Origin of the sequence: Serinibacter salmoneus, from assembly GCF_002563925.1 — a bacterium.
In the GTDB taxonomy this organism is placed as follows: Bacteria; Actinomycetota; Actinomycetes; order Actinomycetales; family Beutenbergiaceae; genus Serinibacter; species Serinibacter salmoneus.
This window is the reverse complement of the sequence record NZ_PDJD01000001.1, coordinates 1,763,795-1,785,672: the sequence shown is the minus strand read 5'-3', so window position 1 is coordinate 1,785,672 and position 21,878 is coordinate 1,763,795. Positions and strand designations below refer to the sequence as shown.

Below are 21,878 nucleotides of genomic sequence, written 5' to 3'. Positions count from 1 at the left end.
CATGATCGGTCAGGTCCCGCTGTGGGTGGTGGCGCTCGGGCCGCTGCTCGCCCTGGTGATGGGCTGGGTGTTCGCGACCATCGCGCGCCTGGTGTTGCGCCGCCGCGCCCGGTTGAACTTCTTCACCTCGATCGTGGTGGCGATGGTCGGCGCCAGCGTGGGGATGCTCCTGGCCGAGCTCACGCCCGCGCCGAACCTGGGCTCACCGCTGGTGTGGGTGCTCTCGCTGGGGATGTCCATCGCGTTCACCGCGGGCTACGGGTGGCTCGTGGCGCACCTGCAGCAGCCCGAACGCGCGAGCGTCGCGGAGCTCCTGCGGCGCGGGGAGTCCGATGGTGTGGAGTTCAAGTCCACCGCCCGGGTGAACCTGCACACCGGCAAGCGGGACGAGAAGATGGAGATGGTGATCGCCAAGACGATCGCCGCCTTCCTCAACGCGGGTGGCGGCACCCTGCTGATCGGGGTGGACGACGACGGTCGGGCGCTCGGTCTGGAGGCGGACCTGGCGCTGATGAAGCAGGCGGACCTGGACCGCTACGAGCTGTGGCTGCGCGATCACCTGGAGAAGACGCTGGGGCAGAACGCCACCGCGAGCGTGCGGGTGAGCTTCGAACAGGTGGCCGCGAGCGAGGCCGACACCGAGACAGGGGCCTCAGCGGGCCTCGAGGCGTCCGGGGAGGTGATGCACCCGGTGTGCCGGGTGGACATCGGCTCCTCCCCGCGCCCGGTGTACCTGCGCGCCAAGGGCGCACCCACGCAGCTGTGGGTGCGCACCGGGAACTCCACGCGCCAACTCAGTGTGGACGAGGCCACCGAGTATGTGATGGAGCGCTGGCCCATGGGGATGGGCGCCACCCTCGCGGCCCAGGTGCGTGCCGTGGGGCGCTTCTCCGGCGAGGGGTGAGCCGCCACATCGGCGGGATCTTGCCGTTTTGGGCTGTCCCCAGGAGGGCGCCGGGCGCCCACCCGGTGGTTGTGCACACCGGGTGGGCGGCGCCGTCGTGCGGCGCTCTAGGTTGCCGTCATGGCCCTGCTGCAGCGTGCGAAGCTCCTGGCGCTGACCCGCGCCGCCTACACCGCCAGCGAGGGTGTGGCGCCCTGGGACGCCGAGAGCGGGGACGAGCAGGCCTCACGCGTCACCGAGCCACCCGGCGGCCGGCGCCCTCGCCGGCGCGCGGCCAGGCGACGGCTCACGCCCCGGGCGATCCTCGCCGTCGTCCTCCTCCTGGTCACCGCCACGCTGGTGGTGGTCCTGCGCGCGGCGGTCGCGGCGGATGCCACCCAGAGTGCGGTGCGCACGGCCGAGGCAGACACGCTCGAGCGCGGTGACGGGGGTGAGCAGAGCGCCGGCGGCCACACCGAGGACTCCGGCGGCGCCGCGCCGCAACCCGAGGCCTCCTCCGCGGGCGCCGGGCCTGACCCAGAGTCGACCGGGCTCGACCGCGAGGCCGCCGCGGCAACCGAGGCGTCGACGGCCGCTGCCCCTGGGGGGACCGCGGCCGCGGACCCGCTCACACCGGGGACCGTGGTGGTGCACGTCGCGGGGCAGGTGAGTGCTCCCGGCGTGGTGGAACTGCCCGCCGGCTCCCGGGTGGCCGATGCCGTCGAGGCCGCCGGGGGTGCCACCGACCAGGCCGACCTCGGGGCCGTGAACCTGGCCCGGGTGGTGACCGACGGTGAACAGGTGAGGGTGCCGGCACCGGGGGAGGAGGTGGCACAGCCCGAGGCGCCGCCCGGCGCCGGCGGCGCGGGTGCAGGCTCGGAGCCAGGCGCCGGCGGCGAGGGGGTGACCGTGGACCTCAACACCGCCTCGCTCGCGCAACTCGACGCGCTCCCGGGGATCGGCCCCACGCTCTCCCAGCGCATCATCGACTGGCGCACCGAGCACGGCGGCTTCCAGGACGTGGCCGAACTCGAACTGGTCTCGGGCATCGGACCCGCCGTCATGGCCGACCTGGAGGGGATGGTGAGCGTGGGATGAGCCGCATTCGCGCTCCCGTGGGAGAGACGGACGAGGACCCCGGCGGTTCGATCCGGGCGGAAACGTCGGTGCCGCGGACCCAGGGGGTGGCGCTGCCGGGGCCTGTGGCGCCCGGGTCTGTGCAGCCGCGGGGACCGGCACCGCACCCGCAGGAGACGGCGCCCGACCTCCGGCTGCTCCCGGCGGCCGTCGCGGTGTGGGCGACCGCCGCGGTGGCGACCGCCATGGCTCCGCGGGAGCGTGCGGCGGTGGTGCTGTTCGCCGTGCTGGGTGCCCTGGTGGCCTACGGACGCGGCCGTCGCCGCGGGCACGGTCGGCACGGCGCGGCCTGGTCCGGGCCCGCGGGGGCGCTCCTCCTCGCCTGCTGCGCCACCGTCTGCCTGCTCGCCTCCCTCGCCGCGCAGAGCACCAGCCGCACGGCGGGCCTGGCGCAGGCGCTGACCGCCGAACGCGGCGAGATCCTCGTGCGCGCACTGTCAGCGCCGCGGGAGATCAGCAGGGGTTTCGACGGCGAGGCCCGGGTCGCATTCCAGGCCACCCTGCTCGGGGTGCACGGCGGAGCAGCTGCCGGCGACACGGTCGAGAACAGCGTGGTCGAGCGCGGTGTGGTCGGGGGCGGCGGGGTCAATCGCCTGTCCGCGGACCCGGATGCGGTGGCGGACCCGGCGAGTGGAGCCTCGAACGCGGGTCTGCGGATCCCGGTGCTCGTGATCGGCGGGTCCTCCTGGTCCGAGGTCACGCCGGGCGAGGTGGTCGCGACCCGCGGCAGCCTGCGCCCGGCGCAGCCGGGAGACGCCGTCGAGGCTCTCGCCTATGTCGACGCCGAGCACGAACGGCGCCAGCCGGCGCCGGCTTGGCGCGCCCTGGTGCAGCGCGCCCGGCTCGGGCTGCACGACGCCCTGGCGCCCCTGCCAGGCCACGCCCACGGACTGGTGCCTGGGATCGCGGTGGGTGATGACTCCGCGGTGCCCGAGGACCTGCGCGCGGCGATGCGGGCCAGTGCCCTCGGCCACCTGCTGGCCGTCTCCGGGGCGCACGTCGTCATCGTCCTCGGCCTCGCCACGGCCGTGCTGCCCTGGCGTGGCCGGGTAGGACGCACGGTGACCGGCGTCGCTGTGGTGATCGGCCTGCTCGGGATCGTGGGTCCCGAACCGAGCGTGTTGCGCGCCGTGGCGATGGGCGCCGTCGGGCTGCTCGCCGTGGCCCTCGGCCGCCGCGCCAGCGGGCTCCCGGCGCTGTGCGCGGCGGTGATCGGCCTGCTCGTGCTGGACCCCTGGACCGCGCGCGAGGCGGGCTTCGCCCTCTCGGCCGGGGCCACCGCGGGTCTCGTGCTGTTCTCCCGCGCCTGGAGCGAACGCCTCGCGCGCCACATGCCCGCTGTCCTCGCCGCGGCGATCGCCGTACCGCTCGCCGCGCAGGTCGGATGCCTGCCCGCGATCCTCCTGCTCGAGCCGGGCATCCCCACCTGGGGTGTGCCGGCCAACGCTCTCGTGGCGCCAGTGGTCGCGCCGCTGACGGTCCTCGCCCTCGGCGCGGCGCTCGCGGCTCCCTGGCAGCCGGGCCTCACCGCGGTGCTGGGCTGGTGTGCGCAGCCGTTCACGTGGTGGATCGAGGCCGTCGCGACCGTGAGCGCCGCACTCCCCGGCGGTCGGCTGCCGTGGCCGGGCGGGGTGGGGGGCGCCGTGGGCGCGCTGGCGGCGATCCTCGTGGTCGGTGCCCTGCAGCGTCGCTGGTCACGGACGGGTCGCCGCGCCCTCGATCTGCGGTTGGCGCTCCCGGTCCTCGTCTCGCTGGTGGCGGTTGCCACTCTGGCCGTGGCGGTGCCCGCGGGTCGCAGCGTGCTCGTGCAATGGGTACGGGGCAGCGCGCTCGTGGGGGACCCGTGGATCGCGCCGGGGTGGCGCCTCGCCCAGTGCGACGTGGGGCAGGGGTCGGCGCTGGTGATCAGTACCGCGCCCAACGGTGGCGTCAGCGACGACGGCGAGAGTTCTGCAGGTGAGCCCGGCGCGGTACTCGTGGACACCGGTCCGCCCGGCTCCGGGGTGGCGGACTGCCTCGCCGCGCTCGGGGTGCATCACCTCGCCGCCCTGGTGATCACGCACGGCGACCTCGACCACAGCGGGGAGGCCACCGCGCTCCTCGGCGCCGCGGACCGGGGAGGCATCGCCGTCGACCGGCTCGTGATCCCGGCCGTCGAGGAGGAACGACTCGCCACCCTCACCGGTGCCGCCGCCGAACGCGGCGTCGAGGTGCTGCCCATGGACACCACCTCGGCGCCGCTCTCCCTCGGCTCCGTGGATCTCCTGGCGTTGTGGCCCACGCCGCGCGCCGCCGCGACGCTGCCGAGCGAGGACGGGAACGCCCTCAGCCTCACCCTGTGGCTGCGGGCGCCCGAGCTCACCGCCCTGGTGCACGGCGACACCGGAGCCGACCAGCACACCGCCCTGCTCGCCACCTGGCCCGGTGAGCTACCCGCGAGACCCGATGTGATCGTCGTCGCCCATCACGGCTCAGGCGATCAGGATCCGACGGCGCTCGCGGACTGGGCGGGGCCGATCGCCCTGATCAGCGTCGGCGTGGACAACGACTACGGGCACCCGGCTTCCTGGGTGATCGACACGCTGACGGACGCCGGCTCCCTGATCGGTCGCACCGATCGATGCGGCCCCATGACCGTCGCCGCGAGGGACGGGCCGCTGACCCTCACCGGGTGCTGAGGTCGGTGCGCAGCAGGGATCTCGGCAGGTGGACACCCGGCCTGGCGGAACCAGCGGCCGCGGCGCGCAGCGCATCCTGGGGACATGACGACCCCGGACTCGCAGCCCTGGCCCCGCGACCTCGACCACGTGGTGGTGGCCGGCCCCGACCTGGCGCTCGCCGTCGAGCACGTGGCCGACCTCACCGGGGTACGCGCCGCACCCGGCGGGGCCCACCCGGTCGGGACCGCCAACCACCTCATCGGCTTCACCGTGCGCGGCGAGCGCGCCCCGCACTACCTCGAGGTGATCGGACCGGATCCGGCCCAGGGTGTCCCGGCCGCGCAGATCCCCACCTTCGGGATCGACCACCGCACCTCGCCGGGCCTCGCGACCTTCGCGACGCACCCGATCGAGTTCGAGGCCACCCATGCCAGCGCCCGCGTTGCCGGCATCGACCTCGGCGAGATCCGGCCGCTCTCCCGCCGCACACCCGCCGGGGACCTGCTCGAATGGCGCATCACCTCCGGCATGGGAGGATCGCGCGAGGGCGTGGTGCCCTTCCTCATCGACTGGGGCGACGTCACCCAGCCCGGCCTCACCGACCTGCCCACGCTGGACCTGCTCGCGCTCCGCGTGGCGCACCCGCAGCCCGAACGGATCCGGGAGATCTACGCCGTCCTCGGGGTCGAGGTGCACGTGACAGCCGCAGTGGACGACGACGCCCCGAGGCTCACCCTCGTGGTCGAGGGGCCGCGGGGCGTCGTCGAACTGACCTGATGCGCCTCAGGCGTGCGCTCCGGTGGCGCGCGCCTGCGCCGCGGCCTGCGCCATCTCCCGCTCGAGCTTGAGGGAGATGAAGGTCATCGGTTCGGAGGCCACGAAGTCCTTACTCACGTTCCCGGCGAGTCCGCCCTCCAGGGCGAGTTCGCTCACCAGGTCGAGCTTCTCCTGCGGCGCGCCCTCGCTGAAGTCGAGCTCGGCGAGGTCCACCCACACGATGTTGGGCTCCGTCGTCGAGCCGAACACGTAGCGCTTGTTCGTCAGGTCGGTCACGGTCTGCCACAGCGTCTGCGAGGCGTCCGGCTTGCCCGGGTCGGGCTCGCGGAAGGGCTGTGCGGCGTTGCGGATCACGCTGAACATCGCCGCGATCGCCTGCAACTGCGTGTCGGGCTGCTCGAGCCGGTTCACGTAGTAGGACGCGCGGGCGAACCGGTCGGTGGCCAGCGTGGAACCGGGCAGCGGGGTCTCCCCGCCGAGCCCGGCCACCGTACGGACGAGCTCGAGCTGCTGGTCATAGGTGGGGGAGTTCGTCATCACCGTGAACGCGCGGTCGTGATAGACCTTCGGGTGCCCATCGGTGTACTCGATGATCGCCGAGTCGCCGGTCGCATCGTCCAGCGCGAGGTGGATGGCGGGCGGGTTGCCGCCGGTCGGGTCGGCCAACTGCACCACCTGCAGGTCGTTCTCCTCCACCCACGCCACGGCCTCGGCCACGGTGGCGAAGTTGTCCAGGAAGTACTGCATCCACACGGCCTGGCTCAGCGAGGTGCGCTCCGGGTCCAGCGTGCCGTAGTCCGACTCCGCCAGCCAGAGCACGTGCCCGGCCAGGCCGGCCTCATTGATGCCGTCCACCGAGATGATGTCGAAGGCGGTCGCCACCACGCTGCCGTACTTCGCGGTCCAGGTGAGCGTGCCCTCCACGCCGTCATCCCGGCTCACGCCGCGGGGCTGCTTCCACATGTTGGTCATCAGGTCCTTGTGGAAGTCCATGTTCCGGCCGACGATGACCGAACCGTTCGCGTTCGGCCACATCACGCGGGTGCACATATCGACTCACTCTCGTCTCGGGGGGTTCCTCCCCCGAGAGTAGGCATGTGCGCCCAGCCTGCACCCCGTGGCCAGGGTGAAAGCCCGGGTGAGCCGAGCCCCGGGCTGAGCCCGGCGGGCGCGACCGTCACGGTCATTCCCGCCGGGCCTGTCGTCGATGCGCCCGGCTCAGTCGGCGCCGAAGTCGAACGCCGCGGAGTCCAACGCCGCGTCGTCGGCGGCGTCATCCACCGGCTCGGCGATCTTCTCGCCGCCGCCCGCGGGCAGGGTGCCCAGCAGCGTGCCGTGTTCCACCAGGAGTTGGCCCTGGTCCAGCGGCTGCCCGGCGTAGAGCTCGAGCTTGCCGCGCGAGTCGGCGATGTCGAGGTTGCGCATCGTGAGCTGACCGATCCGGTCGGTGGGACCGAACGCGGCGTTGTCGGTGCGCTCCATCGAGAGCTTGTCCGGGTGGTAGGAGAAGTTCTCCCCGCGGGTGTCCATGATCGAGTAGTCCTCACCGCGGCGCAGCCGCAGCGTGACCTGCCCGGTCACCAGGGAGGAGACCCAGCGCATGATCGACTCGCGCATCATCAGCGACTGCGGGTCCAGCCACCGGCCCTCGTACATCAGTCGCCCGAGGCGGCGACCCTCGTTGTGGTAAGTGGTGATGGTGTCCTCGTTGTGGACGGCGTTGAGCAGCCGTTCGTAGGCGATCCACAGCAGCGCCATCCCCGGGGCCTCGTAGATGCCACGGGACTTCGCCTCGATGATGCGGTTCTCGATCTGGTCGCTCATGCCAAGGCCGTGCCGGCCGCCGATGGCGTTGGCCTCCTTGACCAGGTCGACGGCCGCCTCCTTGCCCTCGTAGCGCACGCCGTTGATCGAGATGGGACGGCCGGCCTCGAACCCGATCGTCACGTCCTCGGTCTCGATCGCCACGCTCGGGTCCCAGAACTTCACGCCCATGATCGGCTCGACCGACTCCAGGCCCACGTTCAGGTGCTCCAGGGTCTTGGCCTCGTGGGTGGCGCCCCAGATGTTGGCGTCAGTAGAGTAGGCCTTCTCCTGGGAGTCGCGGTAGGGCAGGTTGCGCGCGGTGAGCCACTGGCTCATCTCGGTGCGCCCGCCGAGCTCGGCGACGAAGGCCGCATCCAGCCACGGCTTGTAGATGCGCAGGTCCGGGTTGGCCAGCAGGCCGTAGCGGTAGAACCGCTCGATGTCGTTGCCCTTGAAGGTGGAGCCGTCGCCCCAGATGTCCACGCCGTCCTCGTGCATGGCGCGCACCAGCAGGGTGCCGGTGACGGCGCGGCCGATCGGCGTGGTGTTGAAGTAGGTGCGGCCGCCGGAGCGGATGTGGAACGCGCCGCAGGCGATGGCGCTCAGGCCCTCCTCGACCAGCGCGACCTTGCAGTCCACGGCGCGGGAGATCTCCGCGCCGTACTCCAGCGCGCGGCCGGGGACACCCTCGATGTCCGGCTCGTCGTACTGGCCGATGTCAGCGGTGTAGGTGCAGGGGATCGCACCCTTCTCCCGCATCCACGCGACCGCCACCGATGTGTCCAGGCCCCCGGAGAACGCGATGCCGACGCGCTCACCCACGGGCAGATCTGTCAGAACCTTAGCCATGGGAAAACCATACAGGATGATGAATAGTCATACAGTCACGGGTGTCAGCGCCGGCGGGTGCCGAACAGCGTGCGGGTGATCTCCCGTCCCAGTTGCTGGCCGGCCGAGCGCAGGAACCCGTCCAGCACCGACCCCGAGGCGCTGGTCGAGCGGCGTGAGCGGCTGCCGCTCGAGGACGAGCGGCTTGAGGCTGAGCGGCTAGAGCGCGAGGCCGTGAGGGCCTCGCGCTCCAGGCGCCGCCGCATCTCCTCCAGTTCCTTCTCCCGGGCGCGGGCCTCCTTCGCGGCCGCCTCGGCGCGTTCGTCGGCCTCCTTCTCCAGGCGCTGCAGCTCCGCGGCACGCGCCGCCTCCTGCGCCTGCAACTCCGCGCGACGCGCCAGCAGCTCGTGTGCCGACTCGTTGTCCACCGCCGTGCCGTACCGGGCCTGCAGGGGCGAGGCGTCGATCACGCCCTGCATCGCGGAGTCCTCGGCCGGGGCCATCAGGCTCAGCGGCGCCCGCACCCGCGTCCACGCCACCGGCGTGGGCGCGCCGGACTCCGACATCACCGTCACCACGGCCTCCCCGGTGCCCAGCGAGGTCAGCAACTCCTCCAGGTCGTAGGGGGAGTGGGGGTAGGTGCGCACGGCGGCCCGCAGCGCCGTCGCGTCCTTCGGGGTGAAGGCGCGCAGCGCGTGCTGCACCCGGTTGCCGAGCTGACCGAGCACATCGGCGGGCACGTCCTGCGGGGACTGCGTCACGAAGAACACCCCCACGCCCTTGGACCGGATCAGGCGGACGGTCTGCACCACCTGGTCCAGGAAGTCCTTCGAGGCGTCGTCGAACAGCAGGTGCGCCTCGTCGAAGAAGAACACCAGGCGGGGCTTGGCCAGGTCGCCCACCTCCGGGAGTTCGGCGAACAGTTCCGCCAGCAGCCACATGAGGAACGTGGAGAACAACGCCGGACGGTCCGCCACGGCGGGCAGTTCCAGGGCCGAGATCACCCCGAGGTCCTCGCGGGTGCGCAGCAACTCGGAGACGGAGAATGCCGGCTCCCCGAAGAACGCGTCCGCGCCCTGCGCCTGCAGCGCGACGATCTCGCGCAGGATCACCCCGGCGGTGGCCGTGGAGATCCCGCCGATGCCCTTGAGCTCGGCCTTGCCCTCGTCCGAGGTGAGGAAGGCGATCGTGGCCTGCAGGTCCTTGAGGTCCAGCAGCGCCAGTCCCTGGGTGTCGGCCCAGTGGAAGATCAGCCCGAGGCTGGATTCCTGTGTCTGGTTCAGGCCCAGCACCTTGGACAACAGCAGCGGGCCGAAGTCGGTCACGGTGGTGCGGATCGGCACGCCGGGGCCGATGCCGCCGAGGCTGTAGAACTCCACCGGGAAGGTGGTGGGCGCCCAGTCCTGTCCGATCGAGGAGGCGCGGGCGGTGAGTTTCTCCGAGGCGGCGCCGGGCGTGATCAGTCCCGACAGGTCGCCCTTGATGTCGGCCAGGAACACCGGCACACCCGCGAGCGAGAGGCCCTCGGCCATCGCCTGCAGGGTTCGTGTCTTCCCGGTGCCGGTGGCGCCCGCCACCAGGCCGTGCCGGTTGAGCATGCCCAGGGAGAAGGCGACCTGGGCGGGCGGGAGGGGTTCGCCGTCGACCAGGAGAGCCCCCAGCGGCAGCGCGCCGCCGGGGAAGGAATAGGCAGCGGCGACCTCGGCGGGGTACCCGGTCAGGCCGCTGGGCTGGGCGTCGCTGGTGTCCGACGGCGCAGTCTCGCCGTGGGTGAACCCGTCGCCATGGGTGGGTGGCTCGGTGGGTGTTCCGGTGGGCGCCTGTTGGGCAGGTGGGGGCGTCTCGGCCGCCGCTGCCGCGGCCGCTGCGGCCTCTGCCGCGGCCGCTGCGGCCTCTGCAGCGGCCAGTGCCGCCTGGGCGGCGGCCGCGCGGGCCTGTGCTGCCTCGGCCTCGGCTGCTGCGGCCTGGGCGCGCAAGCGCGCGAGTTCCGCCTCGTCTGGTGTGCTCACGTGGTCTCCTCCCCGGTGCAGCCTAGCGGCGCGCGTGCCCGTGCAGGTCAGCGGTGCCTCGACGTCGGTGGCGTCTGGCAGGCTAGCCACGTGCCTCCCTCACGCCGCCAACCGAAGGTCACCGGGATCCCCTGGGACCGGGTCGAACTCGCCCCCGTGGTGCTCGTGCGAGGCAAGGAGGATCTGCTTGCGGAGCGCGCGATGGACTCCCTCGCCGAGCAGGCACGGGCGCGCGCTCGCGAGGAGGGTACGGGCGCCCTGGAACTGACGCGATTGGAGGCGGCCACCTACGAGAGCGGGCGGCTGAGCGTGCTCGCCTCGCCGTCGCTGTTCTCCGAGCCCCGGCACATCGAGATCCACGGTCTGGAGGCGCTCTCGGACGCGTGCGCCACCGACGTGCTCGCCTACCTCGCCGACCCTGCGCCGGATGTCTCGCTCGTGCTGCGGCACCGTGCGGGAGTGAAGGGCAAGAAGGTGCTGGAGGCGATCACCGCGGCCGGCGCCACCCTCGTGCAGTGCGAGGAGATCCCGGATCGCGACAAGGGCGGGTTCGTGGCGGCGGAGTTCAAGCGCGCTCGGCGGCGGGTGGACCCGCAGGCGGTCACGGCGCTGGTCGACGCGGTGGGGTCCGATCTGCGCGAGCTCGCAGCGGCTGCGGGGCAGCTGATCTCCGACACCACGGGAGCCGTGACGCCTCAGATCGTGGACCGCTACTACGGCGGCCGGGTCGAGGCGACCGGGTTCAAGGTCGCGGACGCGGCGATCGCGGGAGATGTCGCCGGTGCGCTCGCACTGGTGCGTCACGCCATGGCCAGCGGGACCGACCCCGTACCGCTGGTGGCTGCGCTGGCGCTCAAGCTGCGCACCATGGGCCGGGTGGCAGCCTCACGCGGGCGGGACGTGGGGCCCGAGGCGACCAAGGGCCTGGCGCCGTGGCAGGTGGACCGCGCCAAGCGCGACCTGCGCGGCTGGACGCCGGAGGGTCTCGCGGCGGCGATCACCGCCGTCGCCGCGGCCGACGCCCAGGTGAAGGGGGAGTCGCGCTCGCCGGGCTACGCCGTCGAGCGTGCCGTGCTCACCGTGGCGTCCTCGCGCGCCGGCTGAGGTCTCACGGGAGCGGCACTGGCGGGAACGGCGACGGGCGCCGCTCCCCGGAGGGTGCGGCGCCCGTCGGCGTCGGTGATGCGGCTCGTCAGAGCGCGGCAACCTGCTTGGCCAGACCGGACTTGCGGTTGGCTGCCTGGTTGAGGTGGATGACACCCTTGCTCACGGCCTTGTCGAGCTTGCGCGACGCGATGCGCAGCGACTCCTCGGCGGCGGCCTTGTCGCCGGCGGCGATGGCCTCGCGGGTCTTGCGCACGTGCGTCTTCAACTCGGTCTTGACGGACTTGTTGCGCAGACGCGCCTTCTCGTTCGTCTTGTTGCGCTTGATCTGGGACTTGATGTTTGCCACTGGTGTGCTTTCCTGCTGCTCGGTGAATGGGTCGGCGAGGGTTCTCCCCGCAGAATGGGACAGGACGTGGGGACACCCCGTGGTTCCTGCGGGACGAGCCAGCCGACCCGAATGGGCGCCAGGCTCGACCTGCAAGGCTACCACGCTGCGCGCGTGAGCCCCCGCGGCGCCACCCGCCCTCGCCGAGTGTGCTGTTGCGCACAGGTGGCGCGCCTGTGCGCTGCGTAAGGACCCGCTCGGCGGGGGTGGGGCTGCGTAAGGACCCGCTCGGCGGGCTACCCCCAGCCGAAGTGGCCCGCGAGGGCGTTCACCACCGAGAGGAACACCTTCTTGGAGACCTGGGAGCCCTCCCGTCGCACCGCGGACTCGGGTACCAGGAGCAACCTGTCGATCCGCACCTCGCTGTCGCGGCCCTGCCGGTCCCATCCGCCCGTGCCCACGTCCAGCCACACCCGCCCGTAACGGTCCTCCTCGATGCCGCGGCGGTGCCCGTGGTCCTTGGAGGTCAGTTGCAGCCCCACGAGGTCGTGCTTGCTGCGGCCCACGATCAGCACCGGCCGGTCCTTGCCCTGCGAGGGGTCGTCCTCGTAGGGCACCCAGCCCCAGACGACCTCGCCTGGGTCCGCCTGGCCATCGGGGTGCGGGGCGTAGTCCAGAGTGGGACGTCCGCGCCGGCGCAGGTCGTACTCGGTGATGGTGCCGACGGCCACCGCCGAACCGCTCGAGCGGGTACCGCCGCGCGGACCCGGCTTCGCTCCGGTCCCCGAGCGTGTCGTCGAGGTGGGCCGGTGCAGCACGGTGCGCGCGAGGGCGCCGAGGAGCGATTTCAGACTCATGTGGATACCCTAGAGCGGACCCCGTTTTACCCGCTCGTTACTGAGGAGGGTTAGGTTCACTGCATGGCAGATCTCCTGGAGGGATACCCCGCCGGCGCGGCGTGGGACGAGATGCGCGGCCACGCGCCCGGAGCAGGCTCCGAGGATCAGTGGCGATCGCAATACGACAGCGTCCGCGCCACCATGTCCAAGCTCTCACCTGCGGAGATGCGTGCCAGAGCCGATGCCCTCGCGCACTCCTATCTCGCACAGGGCATCACGTTCGATATCGGCGGCGAGGAACGTCCGTTCCCGCTCGACCCGGTGCCGCGCGTGATCGACGTGGACGAGTGGTCCACCCTGGCGCCGGGCATCGCGCAGCGGGTGCGGACCCTCGAGGCGCTGCTGGATGACATCTATGGCCGCCAGAAAGTGGTCTCCGACGGCGTGATCCCGCGGGCGCTGATCACCTCCTCCGCGCACTTCCACCGCCAGGCGCGCGGCATCGTCCCCGCCAACGGTGTGCGGGTGCACGTCTCGGGCATCGATGTGATCCGCGATTCCGAGGGCGGCTGGCGGGTGCTGGAGGACAACGCCCGCATTCCCAGTGGCGTCAGCTACGTGCTGTCCAACCGCCGCGCGATGGCGCAGACCTTCCCGGAGATGTTCGCCTCCACCCGGGTGCAGCCCGTCTCGGACTACCCGCGCCGCCTGCTCGCGGCGCTCACCGCTGCCGCTCCCTCCGGGGTGGACGACCCGGTGGTCGTGGTGCTGACCCCCGGTGTGTTCAACTCCGCGTACTTCGAGCACTCCCTGCTCGCCCGCCTCATGGGCGTGGAACTGGTGGAGGGCCGCGACCTGGTGGTCTCCGGCGGCCGTGTGTACATGCGCACCACCGAGGGCCGCCGCCGCGTGGACGTGATCTACAAGCGCGTGGACGACGAGTTCGTGGATCCGGTCGCCTTCCGCGCCGACTCCCTTCTCGGTTGCCCGGGTCTGCTCGGGGCGGCCCGCCTGGGGAACGTGACCATTGCCAACGCCGTCGGGAACGGTGTGGCCGACGACAAACTGATGTACACCTACCTGCCGGACCTCATCCGCTACTACCTGGGCGAGGAGCCGCTGATCCAGAACGTGGACACCTGGCGGCTGGAGGAGCCCGACGCCCTCACCGAGGTGCTGGACCGGCTCGAGGAACTGGTGGTGAAGCCGGTGGACGGCTCCGGAGGCAAGGGCATCATCATCGGCCCGGCCGCCTCCCGGGAGGAACTCGACGAGGCTCGCACCCGGCTGCGGCTGGACCCCCGCGGCTGGATCGCGCAGCCGGTGGTGCAACTGTCCACGGTGCCGACCCTGGCCGGTGACCGATTGCGGCCACGCCACGTGGACCTGCGTCCGTTCGCGGTGAACGACGGCGAGGACGTGTGGGTGCTGCCCGGTGGGTTGACGCGTGTGGCCCTGCAGGAGGGACAGCTCGTGGTGAATTCCTCTCAGGGCGGCGGGTCCAAGGACACCTGGGTGATGTCCCGGACACGGTGGCCCCAGGGAACCTCCAGCGAGGGCGACACGCTGCTGCCCGACGGTTCAGCCCGCCAGGGGCAACCGGTGGACACCCACCCGGACGGACGCAAGTCCGTGAGCCAGCAGCAACAGCAGCAACAGCAACAGGGCGCGGAGGAATCATGCTGAGCCGCATCGCGGAGTCGCTGTTCTGGGTGGGCCGCTACATCGAGCGCGCCGATGACACCGCGCGCATCCTCGAGGTCCACCTGCAACTCCTGCTGGAGGACCCCTGGATCTCCGAGGACCTGGCCTGCCGCTCGCTGCTGGCCGTGATGGGTGCCCCACCGCCTCCGGTGGGTTCGGCGGTCACGCCGCAGGACGTGCTGAGCACCCTTGCCTATGACCGCCTCAACCCCGGGTCGATCGCCGGTGCGCTGGACGCGGCGCGTGAGAACGCCCGCCGCGCCCGCGAGACGATCTCCACCGAGCTGTGGGAGTGCCTGAACAAGACCCGTAACGAGTTGCCGACCGCCATCACCTCCCGCACCAGCCCGGACTTCTTCTCCTGGGTGCAGGAGAAGTCGGCGATGGCCACGGGGATCACCGACTCCGCCACGGCGCGCGACCAGGTGTGGACCTTCCTCGTGCTCGGGCGCTCCATCGAACGGGCCGACATGACCGCCCGGTTGGTGGCCACGCGTGCCGTTGCTGGATCCTCCGGCCCCAGTTGGACCACGCTGCTGCGCTCCTGCGGTGCCCACGAGGCATTCCTGCGCGCCTACCGGGGCAGCGCGAGCGACGCACTGGCCGCAGAGTTCCTGCTGCTGGACCCGCTGTTCCCACGCTCGGTGGTGTTCGCCCTCAAGCAGGCCGAGGACTGCCTCGTGCAGCTCGGCGAGGGCAACGAGCGCTCCAGCAACGAGAGCGCGGTGCGGATCCTCGGTCGGGTTCGTTCGGGCCTGGAGTTCCGCCCCGTGGGGCAGCTCCTGGCGCACCTTCCGGACGAGATGGAGGACGTGCAGCGGGCCTGCTCGAGCGCGAGTGATGCGGTCCGGTTGCGGTACTTCCCCACGGGGGCACACGACGACTGGGTGGGAGAGCGACTGTGACGCGGCTGCACATCGTCCACACGACGAGTTTCATCTACGACCGCCCGGCGGCGGCCTCCTACAACGAGGCGCGGATGCGGCCGGCAACCCTGCCCGGCCAGATGGTCCTCTCCTCCCGGCTCTCGGCGAGTCCGAGCACCTGGAGCACCGAGTACCGCGACTACTGGGGCACGCAGGTCACCGCGTTCGAGGTACTGCGCACCCACTCGGAACTCGTGGTGACCTCGGAGTCCACGGTGGACCTGCAGCCGAGGCCCGATCCCGGCGCCACGGGGGTGGCGGAGAGGGTGGAGTGGTCCACCCTGACCGAGCCCTCGATCGCCGACCGCCTGGCGGAGTTCCTGGCCAACACCGAGGCCACGGCCCCGAGCGACGAGCTCGCGGCCCTCGCGCTGGAGTGCGGCGGCGGCCGCAGCCCCGTGGAGGCCGCCCTCGCGGTGTGCGAGGCGGTGCGCTCGGCCGTGGAGTACGTGCCCGGTGTCACGGGCGTGCACACCCGCGCCGCCGAGGCGTGGGCGCAGCGCTCGGGGGTCTGTCAGGACATCGCCCACCTGGTGCTCGGCGCGCTGCGCAGCCTCGGGATCCCGGCGCGCTATGTCTCCGGCTACCTGCACCCGCTGGGTCACGAGGCCGTGGCGGGGGAGACGTTCCTCGGCGAGTCCCACGCCTGGATCGAGTTCTGGTGCGGCGAGTGGTACCCGTGGGATCCCACGAACCGATGCGCCGTGAGCGACCACCACGTGGTCGTCGCGCGGGGCCGGGAGTACAACGACGTCACCCCGCTGCGCGGCGTGTTCGCCGGAGGTGGCCAGTCCCAGCAGTCCGTTCAGGTGGCGCTCACCCTGGAGGCCTGAGCGGGCGTGGACACCGGACGCGGACCGCTGCTCGGCGTCAGTAGCCGGCGCCGCGCAGGGACTCGGTGTGCGTGGTGTCCGGCTCGTACACCACGCAGGTGATGAGCCGATCGTCCAGTTCGGTCCAGCTCTCCTGGCTCGGGTAGAGATAACTGGCGTACAGCGCCGACTCCTCGTAGGGCACGCCGATGAACGCGTCCCACTCGGCGCCGCAGTAGTCCTCGGCCATGGTCGCGAGCGCGGCCTCACCGGGGAAGTCGGTCTCGCTGCGGGTCTGCTCCGCGAACACCTCGTACTGGTGCGGTTCGCTGCACGGCACGGTCGGCACCGACCCGAGCTCCCCGGCCTCGTCCTGCGACGAAGCGGTGGGGTCGTTGTAGCAGTCGCCGATCCGGAGTTGGAAGGCGCTCGTGTCCCCGCCCTCCACGATCTCCCCCGACTCGTCGCGCACTTCCGGCGTGGTGCACGGGGCGAGGACGGCGCAGACCGCGGGGACGGCGAGGATGCGGACGGTTGTGCTGGGCAGACGGGTCATCGAACCCCCCTCTCTGGTGGGTGCCGACGGTCAGTGCCCGGTCGACCGACACCCCCCATGGGCCGACCGGCCTACGACACTAGCCACCTTCCGGCGCGTGGTGGGGGATCAGATCAGCCGTGCGAGCCCGACGATGAGGATCAGCCCGAAGGAGAGGCCACAGGAGACCAGGGTCGCCACGCTGAGAGCGGCCAGCCCGCCCACGCCCAGGCGCGGCACCACGGAGCGTTCGGCTCCGGAGACGATGATCTCCACCTGATCGCCCGAGGTCGTCACCGTGCGCACCACGTTGTCCGGATGCTCCCCGGTGCGTTCCATCTCCGCGAGCCGCGCGAGCACCTGCTGGCGCCGGATCGCGAGCCACACCACGGGGATCGCGAGCACACCGGCCACCACCCGCACCACCCAGGCCCCGGCGCCCTCGAGCCCGATGGTGGTGGTGAACAGCAGACCGACCATGACGGCGCCCAGGATGATCAGGCCGAGCGTGGGCGATCCCACGGCGCGCGATCCACCGCGCCCGATGCTGCGCCAGTCGACTCCCGGACCCTGTCCCTGATCGGTCATGATCCCAATCTCCCATGCGGGCCCGGGGGAGACCAGGGGGATTCGCTCAGGGCGTGAGGTGGGTGGTCAGGACCCGTTCGGCCTCGGTGATCCAGGAGGCCTCGCCCACGACGGCGAATCGCGCCTGTCCCAGCCGGGCGCGTCCCCAGAGCAACAGGGAGAGATCCAGCGCGTCCGCGGTGATCCTCACCTCCGGCGCGCCCCGCGGTGCCCCGGTCAGTACCCAGGGGCCTCGGCGCGGATCGACCAGCGTGATCCGCACACCCGGCGCGGGTGCCCGCCCCAGCCGGAGCTGGCGCGGGTGCATCACCTCGGTCACCTCCGCCACGCAGTCCTCCCACAGCGCCGCGCGAGTCTCGGCGTCGACTGCCGGCCCGAGCGGCCCCAGGTCCAGGCCGAGCGCCGTGCGCAGGTCCCACAGGTGGATCAGGGTCTCCAGCTTCTGGCGGCGGTGCCAGAAGCGCACCGTGCCGGTGGGCTCGGCGGGGGCCGCGTCGTCGTCCAGCAGCGTCCAGGCCGGGGCGTCCGGATCCAGCGCCCGCAGCGTGCCCGCGAGTTCGGCCGCCTGCTCCCGGTAGAAGGTCGGTAGCGGCAAGGAGCCCCGGCCGAGCGGCGCCTCGCGCTCGCGCCTCGCCCGGGCGGCGGCCCAGTGGTGGATCCGGGCGAGGTGGTCCACCAGATCGCGCACCCGCCAGGTGCCGCACCACGGGATCGGGGCACCCAGCCCCGCCTCGCCCGCCACCTCCACGGTGCGGGCGAATTGCTCTTGCAGCAGTTCCAGCGCGTCGAGGTCGTCACCCGGGGGGCGCCACGGCGCGGGGAGCGAGGAGGTCTCCATGATCATGGGACGATACTGGTTCGTTCCCGTCCTCGACCCGGAGTCAGCGTGCCCATTCCTTCGCCTGCGCTCGCCGCGACGATCCAGCCCGCGGCAACCCCGCCCGAGCTCCTGCGCAACTTCTGCATCATTGCTCACATCGACCACGGCAAGTCGACCCTGGCCGACCGGATGCTGCAGCTCACCGGCGTGGTGGAGCAGCGGGCGATGCGCGCGCAGTACCTGGACCGGATGGACATCGAGCGTGAGCGCGGCATCACCATCAAGTCCCAGGCGGTGCGGATGCCGTGGCAGGTGGGGGACAAGGCCTACGCGCTGAACATGATCGACACCCCCGGGCACGTGGACTTCACCTATGAGGTCTCCCGGTCCCTGGCCGCCTGCGAGGGCGCGGTGCTGCTCGTGGACGCGGCGCAGGGCATCGAGGCGCAGACGCTGGCGAACCTGTACCTGGCGCTGGAGAACGACCTCACGATCATCCCGGTGCTGAACAAGATCGATCTGCCCGCGGCGCAGCCGGAGAAGTACGCCGAGGAACTCGCGGGCCTGATCGGTGGCGACCCGGAGGACTGCCTGAAGGTCTCGGGGAAGACCGGTGCGGGAGTCGAGGCCCTGCTGGACCGGATCGTGGGCGACTTCACCCCGCCGGTGGGCGATCCGGACGCCCCGGCGCGCGCGATGATCTTCGACTCCGTCTACGACACCTACCGCGGCGTGGTCACCTACGTTCGCGTGGTGGACGGGCAGCTCTCCCCGCGCGAGCGGATCCTCATGATGTCCACGGGCGCTTCGCACGACCTGTTGGAGATCGGCGTCAGCGCCCCCGAACCGGTGCCCACCAAGGGCCTCGGCGTCGGCGAGGTGGGCTATCTCATCACGGGCGTGAAGGATGTGCGCCAGTCCCGCGTGGGTGACACCGTGACCAGTTCGCGTCAACCGGCAGAGCACGAGATCGGCGGGTACCGCGACCCCAAGCCGATGGTCTACTCCGGCCTGTACCCGATCGACGGCTCGGACTACCCGGTGCTGCGCGACGCCCTGGACAAGCTCAAGCTCAACGACGCCGCGCTGGTGTACGAGCCCGAGACCTCCGCCGCGCTGGGGTTCGGGTTCCGCTGCGGGTTCCTGGGGCTGCTGCACCTGGAGATCGTCCGGGAGCGGCTGGAGCGGGAGTTCAACCTCGACCTCATCTCCACCGCCCCGAACGTCATCTACGACGTCACGATGGAGGACGGCACCGAGCACGAGGTCACCAACCCCAGTGAGTACCCCGCGGGGAAGATCCGCGAGGTGCGCGAGCCCATGGTGCGCGCCACGATCCTCATGCCGAGCGAGTTCATCGGCGCGGTCATGGAGCTGTGCCAGAACCGGCGCGGCAACCTGCTGGGGATGGACTACCTGTCGGAGGAGCGCGTGGAGATGCGCTATGAGCTCCCGCTCGCCGAGATCGTCTTCGACTTCTTCGACCAGCTGAAGTCCCGCACCCGCGGCTACGCGTCGCTGGACTACGAGACCACGGGTGATGCGGTCGCGGACCTGGTGAAGGTCGACATCCTGCTGCAGGGCGAGACCGTGGACGCCTTCAGCGCGATCGTGCACAAGGACAAGGCCTACGCCTATGGCGTGGCGATGGCGGGCAAGCTCAAGGAACTCATCCCGCGGCAGCAGTTCGAGGTGCCCATCCAGGCGGCCGTGGGCTCGCGGATCATCGCCCGCGAGACGATCCGCGCCATCCGCAAGGACGTGCTCGCCAAGTGCTACGGCGGTGACATCTCCCGAAAGCGCAAACTCCTGGAGAAGCAGAAGGAGGGCAAGAAGCGGATGAAGACCATCGGGCGGGTGGACGTGCCGCAGGAGGCCTTCATCGCCGCGCTCTCCTCCGATGCCGGCGGCGGCAAGGAATCCAAGGACGCCAAGTAGTGGCGCCCGTACGGCCCGAGGCTGTGGGGGAGCCGCGGTGAGCCCCGCGCTGCCCGACGGCGAAGCCGCCCCGCGCGATGGCTCGTTGCCTCCCGAGGTGCTCGGCGGGGCGCAGGAGCGCGCCTTCGGGGTGTATCTGCACGTGCCGTTCTGCGCGGCGCGGTGCGGGTACTGCGACTTCAACACCTACACCGCCACGGAACTCGGCGGCGGGGCGAGCGCTGCCACCTACGCCGAGGACGCGCTGCGGGAGATCGCGCTCGCGCGCGACGTGATGCACCGCGCCGGTCTGCCCGCGCGCGAGGTCGGCACCGTCTTCGTGGGAGGGGGGACCCCCACGATGCTCCCCGCCGATGACCTGGTGCGCATGCTGGCGGCGGTGCGGGAGGCCTGGGGGATCGCGGAGGCCGCCGAGGTGACCACGGAGGCGAATCCCGACTCGGTGAGCCCCGCGAGCCTCGCGCGGCTGCGCGAGGGCGGGTTCACCCGGGTCTCCTTCGGGGTGCAGTCCGTGGTGCCGGAGGTGCTGGCCACCCTGGACCGCACGCACGACCCGCGCCGGGTGCCCGAGGTGGTGGCCTGGGCGAAGGAGGCCGGCCTGGCGGTCTCGGTGGACCTCATCTACGGCACGCCGGGGGAGAGCCTGGCGCAGTGGCGCGCGAGCCTGGAGGGGGCGCTGGCCCTCGAACCCGATCACATCTCGGCCTATGCGCTGACCGTGGAGCCCGGCACGGCCCTGCACCGCCGGGTGCGGCGGGGTGAACTGCCCGCGCCCACCGGCGACGACGAGGCCGCGAAGTACGAGCTCGCCGACGATCTGCTCGCGGCGGGCGGGTACTCCTGGTACGAGATCAGCAACTGGGCGCGTACCCCGGATGACCGTTGCCGTCACAACCTCGCGTACTGGCGCGGTGAGGACTGGTGGGGGATCGGTCCCGGCGCGCACAGCCACATCGGGGGCGTGCGGTGGTGGAACGTGAAGCACCCGAGGGCGTACGCCGGCCGGCTGGCGCGGGGGGAGAGCCCCGCGGCGGGCAGGGAACTGCTGGATGCGACCGCCCGGGAGTTGGAGCGGGTGCTGCTGGGCACGCGCCTGGCCGAGGGCTTCCCGGTGGCGGGCCTGGATGCGGGCAGCGTGGCGCAACTCGAGCGGGACGGGCTGGTGACCTGCCATGATGCTCGCCTGCACTTGACGCGGCGTGGGAGGCTTCTTGCTGACGCGGTCGTTCACGCCTTGACCTAGGAGGAACTCATGTCCACGCCATACCCCCCGCCCGACCCGGACCGGCCCGACGACGCCGCGGGAGATCAGCCGCCGAACAACCCCTGGGACAACCAACCGGGCGCGGGGCAGACCCCGCCCCCGCCCCCGCCTGGCTACGGCACCCAGCCCCCGCCCCCCTCCTACGGCACGCCGCCCGCCGGAGGCCAGGGGGGGTACGGCGCCTTCCCGCCGCCGCCACCCCCGCCCTCCGGAGCCTACGGGGCGGCTCCGGTCGCTCCGCCGAACGATCTCGGCACGGCGCTGTCGATCGCATGGTCCCGACTGTGGAAGAACTTCGGTGTGCTCCTCGGGGCGTTCCTGATCTGGGGCATCGGGCTGAGCATCGTGATCGGTGCGCTGTACGCCATCGTCCTGGCACCGTCCATCGCGACCAGCACCTCGGACTCCGAAGCGATGGCCGCGCTCGGATCGGGCATCAGCGTCGGCGGCACGATCGTGGTCGGGGTCGTGAGCGCACTGGCCGGGTTCTTTGCGCAGATCGGGATCATCAACGGCGCACTGTCGATCGTGGACAACGGGCGCGCGCGCCTGGGTGACTTCTTCACCTTCCGCAACATCGGTTCCGCGATCGTGGTCGCTCTGCTGCTCGGCATCGCCTCCGGCCTGGTGGGCTGGACCTGGATCGGCGCGTACGTGGTCTTCTTCTTCGGGATGTTCGCGCTCTACTTCGCGATCGACCGCAATATGGGCTTCATGGACGCGATCAAGGCCAGCGTGGACGTGGCGATGAAGAACGCCGTGCCCGTGATCCTGCTGCTGTTGGTCACCCAGCTCGCGGCGCCGCTCGTGGGTCTCCTGGCGTGCTTCATCGGACTTCTGGTCACGATGCCGTGGGCGATGCTCTCCATCGCGGTGTTCTACCGCCGCGTGACGGGCGGCACGGTCGCTGCCTGAGGGAG

The 21,878-nt window shown here is 71.7% G+C and carries 19 protein-coding genes; 11 read left to right on the top strand and 8 right to left on the bottom strand.

Features of this window, described 5'->3' with window-relative positions; genetic code table 11:
- Position 1: 1 nt before the first annotated feature.
- The 4 genes from ATL40_RS08010 (at position 2) to ATL40_RS07990 (ending at position 5,457) form a co-directional block, all read left to right on the top strand.
- A complete protein-coding gene (locus tag ATL40_RS08010) occupies positions 2-904 on the top strand; it encodes an AlbA family DNA-binding domain-containing protein (protein ID WP_098469085.1) in 903 nt (300 codons plus the stop codon).
- 120 nt (positions 905-1,024) lie between these two features.
- The gene (locus ATL40_RS15410) at positions 1,025-1,981 is read left to right on the top strand and encodes a helix-hairpin-helix domain-containing protein (protein ID WP_143556902.1); all 957 of its coding nucleotides are present in this window, start codon (positions 1,025-1,027) and stop codon (positions 1,979-1,981) included.
- Entirely contained in the window at positions 1,978-4,698 is a 2,721-nt protein-coding gene (locus ATL40_RS07995; protein ID WP_143556901.1) for a ComEC/Rec2 family competence protein, read from the top strand. Before ATL40_RS15410 ends, ATL40_RS07995 begins: the two co-directional genes overlap by 4 nt.
- Before the next feature lie 84 nt (positions 4,699-4,782).
- A complete protein-coding gene (locus tag ATL40_RS07990) occupies positions 4,783-5,457 on the top strand; it encodes a VOC family protein (protein WP_098469081.1) in 675 nt (224 codons plus the stop codon).
- A 6-nt stretch (positions 5,458-5,463) separates the two neighbouring features.
- Here the strand turns inward: ATL40_RS07990 and ATL40_RS07985 are convergent, their stop codons facing one another.
- The 3 genes from ATL40_RS07985 to ATL40_RS07975 form a co-directional block, all read right to left on the bottom strand.
- Positions 5,464-6,507, bottom strand: coding sequence for a linear amide C-N hydrolase (locus tag ATL40_RS07985; protein ID WP_098469080.1), 1,044 nt, complete (start codon positions 6,505-6,507; stop codon positions 5,464-5,466).
- Positions 6,508-6,675: 168 nt separating this feature from the next.
- Positions 6,676-8,112 carry an argininosuccinate synthase gene (argG, locus tag ATL40_RS07980; protein ID WP_098469079.1) on the bottom strand — a complete coding sequence of 479 codons (1,437 nt, stop codon included), beginning with the start codon at positions 8,110-8,112 and terminating at the stop codon, positions 6,676-6,678.
- Positions 8,113-8,156: 44 nt separating this feature from the next.
- Entirely contained in the window at positions 8,157-10,100 is a 1,944-nt protein-coding gene (locus ATL40_RS07975; RefSeq protein WP_098469078.1) for a helicase HerA-like domain-containing protein, read from the bottom strand.
- Positions 10,101-10,190: 90 nt separating this feature from the next.
- Between ATL40_RS07975 and holA the strand changes: the two genes are divergently transcribed.
- A complete protein-coding gene (gene holA, locus ATL40_RS07970) occupies positions 10,191-11,204 on the top strand; it encodes a DNA polymerase III subunit delta (RefSeq protein WP_098469077.1) in 1,014 nt (337 codons plus the stop codon).
- An 88-nt stretch (positions 11,205-11,292) separates the two neighbouring features.
- Here the strand turns inward: holA and rpsT are convergent, their stop codons facing one another.
- Both rpsT and ATL40_RS07960 read right to left on the bottom strand, forming a co-directional pair.
- A complete protein-coding gene (rpsT, locus tag ATL40_RS07965; protein ID WP_098469076.1) occupies positions 11,293-11,553 on the bottom strand; it encodes a 30S ribosomal protein S20 in 261 nt (86 codons plus the stop codon).
- A gap of 275 nt (positions 11,554-11,828) precedes the next feature.
- Positions 11,829-12,389: a type II toxin-antitoxin system PemK/MazF family toxin gene (locus ATL40_RS07960; RefSeq protein ID WP_098469075.1), complete on the bottom strand. Its 561-nt coding sequence runs from the start codon at positions 12,387-12,389 to the stop codon at positions 11,829-11,831.
- Positions 12,390-12,452: 63 nt separating this feature from the next.
- Between ATL40_RS07960 and ATL40_RS07955 the strand changes: the two genes are divergently transcribed.
- Genes ATL40_RS07955 through ATL40_RS07945 form a run of 3 tightly spaced genes read left to right on the top strand, consistent with a single transcriptional unit; the run spans position 12,453 to position 15,834 of the window.
- Positions 12,453-14,057, top strand: coding sequence for a circularly permuted type 2 ATP-grasp protein (locus tag ATL40_RS07955; RefSeq protein ID WP_098469074.1), 1,605 nt, complete (start codon positions 12,453-12,455; stop codon positions 14,055-14,057).
- Positions 14,051-14,980, top strand: coding sequence for an alpha-E domain-containing protein (locus ATL40_RS07950; protein ID WP_098469073.1), 930 nt, complete (start codon positions 14,051-14,053; stop codon positions 14,978-14,980). Before ATL40_RS07955 ends, ATL40_RS07950 begins: the two co-directional genes overlap by 7 nt.
- Positions 14,977-15,834: a transglutaminase family protein gene (locus tag ATL40_RS07945; protein WP_098469072.1), complete on the top strand. Its 858-nt coding sequence runs from the start codon at positions 14,977-14,979 to the stop codon at positions 15,832-15,834. The genes ATL40_RS07950 and ATL40_RS07945 overlap by 4 nt, the downstream gene beginning before the upstream one ends.
- 37 nt (positions 15,835-15,871) lie before the next feature.
- Here the strand turns inward: ATL40_RS07945 and ATL40_RS07940 are convergent, their stop codons facing one another.
- From ATL40_RS07940 to ATL40_RS07930, 3 genes are all read right to left on the bottom strand, one after another.
- Positions 15,872-16,369 carry a septum formation family protein gene (locus ATL40_RS07940; protein WP_098469071.1) on the bottom strand — a complete coding sequence of 166 codons (498 nt, stop codon included), beginning with the start codon at positions 16,367-16,369 and terminating at the stop codon, positions 15,872-15,874.
- Between the two features lie 108 nt (positions 16,370-16,477).
- A complete protein-coding gene (locus tag ATL40_RS07935) occupies positions 16,478-16,936 on the bottom strand; it encodes a hypothetical protein (RefSeq protein WP_098469070.1) in 459 nt (152 codons plus the stop codon).
- 46 nt (positions 16,937-16,982) lie between these two features.
- Entirely contained in the window at positions 16,983-17,780 is a 798-nt protein-coding gene (locus tag ATL40_RS07930; protein WP_245866887.1) for a maleylpyruvate isomerase family mycothiol-dependent enzyme, read from the bottom strand.
- 42 nt (positions 17,781-17,822) lie between these two features.
- Between ATL40_RS07930 and lepA the strand changes: the two genes are divergently transcribed.
- From lepA to ATL40_RS07915, 3 genes are read left to right on the top strand one after another with little or no spacing between them, the layout of a single operon-like run.
- Entirely contained in the window at positions 17,823-19,694 is a 1,872-nt protein-coding gene (gene lepA, locus ATL40_RS07925; protein ID WP_098469069.1) for a translation elongation factor 4, read from the top strand.
- Positions 19,695-19,731: 37 nt separating this feature from the next.
- Positions 19,732-20,937 carry a radical SAM family heme chaperone HemW gene (gene hemW, locus ATL40_RS07920; protein ID WP_098469068.1) on the top strand — a complete coding sequence of 402 codons (1,206 nt, stop codon included), beginning with the start codon at positions 19,732-19,734 and terminating at the stop codon, positions 20,935-20,937.
- Between the two features lie 9 nt (positions 20,938-20,946).
- Positions 20,947-21,873, top strand: coding sequence for a DUF2189 domain-containing protein (locus ATL40_RS07915; protein WP_098469067.1), 927 nt, complete (start codon positions 20,947-20,949; stop codon positions 21,871-21,873).
- Positions 21,874-21,878 lie beyond the last annotated feature (5 nt).

Coding starts and splice junctions, on each gene's coding strand:
- ATL40_RS07990 (WP_098469081.1), top strand. CDS start 4,783: ATGACGACCCCGGACTCGCAGCCCTGGCCCCGCGACCTCGACCACGTG.
- ATL40_RS15410 (WP_143556902.1), top strand. CDS start 1,025: ATGGCCCTGCTGCAGCGTGCGAAGCTCCTGGCGCTGACCCGCGCCGCC.
- ATL40_RS07935 (WP_098469070.1), bottom strand. CDS start 16,936: ATGACCGATCAGGGACAGGGTCCGGGAGTCGACTGGCGCAGCATCGGG.
- ATL40_RS07915 (WP_098469067.1), top strand. CDS start 20,947: ATGTCCACGCCATACCCCCCGCCCGACCCGGACCGGCCCGACGACGCC.
- ATL40_RS07950 (WP_098469073.1), top strand. CDS start 14,051: ATGCTGAGCCGCATCGCGGAGTCGCTGTTCTGGGTGGGCCGCTACATC.
- ATL40_RS07995 (WP_143556901.1), top strand. CDS start 1,978: ATGAGCCGCATTCGCGCTCCCGTGGGAGAGACGGACGAGGACCCCGGC.
- argG (WP_098469079.1), bottom strand. CDS start 8,112: ATGGCTAAGGTTCTGACAGATCTGCCCGTGGGTGAGCGCGTCGGCATC.
- ATL40_RS08010 (WP_098469085.1), top strand. CDS start 2: ATGATCGGTCAGGTCCCGCTGTGGGTGGTGGCGCTCGGGCCGCTGCTC.
- ATL40_RS07940 (WP_098469071.1), bottom strand. CDS start 16,369: ATGACCCGTCTGCCCAGCACAACCGTCCGCATCCTCGCCGTCCCCGCG.
- ATL40_RS07955 (WP_098469074.1), top strand. CDS start 12,453: ATGGCAGATCTCCTGGAGGGATACCCCGCCGGCGCGGCGTGGGACGAG.
- ATL40_RS07930 (WP_245866887.1), bottom strand. CDS start 17,780: ATGATCATGGAGACCTCCTCGCTCCCCGCGCCGTGGCGCCCCCCGGGT.
- ATL40_RS07985 (WP_098469080.1), bottom strand. CDS start 6,507: ATGTGCACCCGCGTGATGTGGCCGAACGCGAACGGTTCGGTCATCGTC.
- ATL40_RS07960 (WP_098469075.1), bottom strand. CDS start 12,389: ATGAGTCTGAAATCGCTCCTCGGCGCCCTCGCGCGCACCGTGCTGCAC.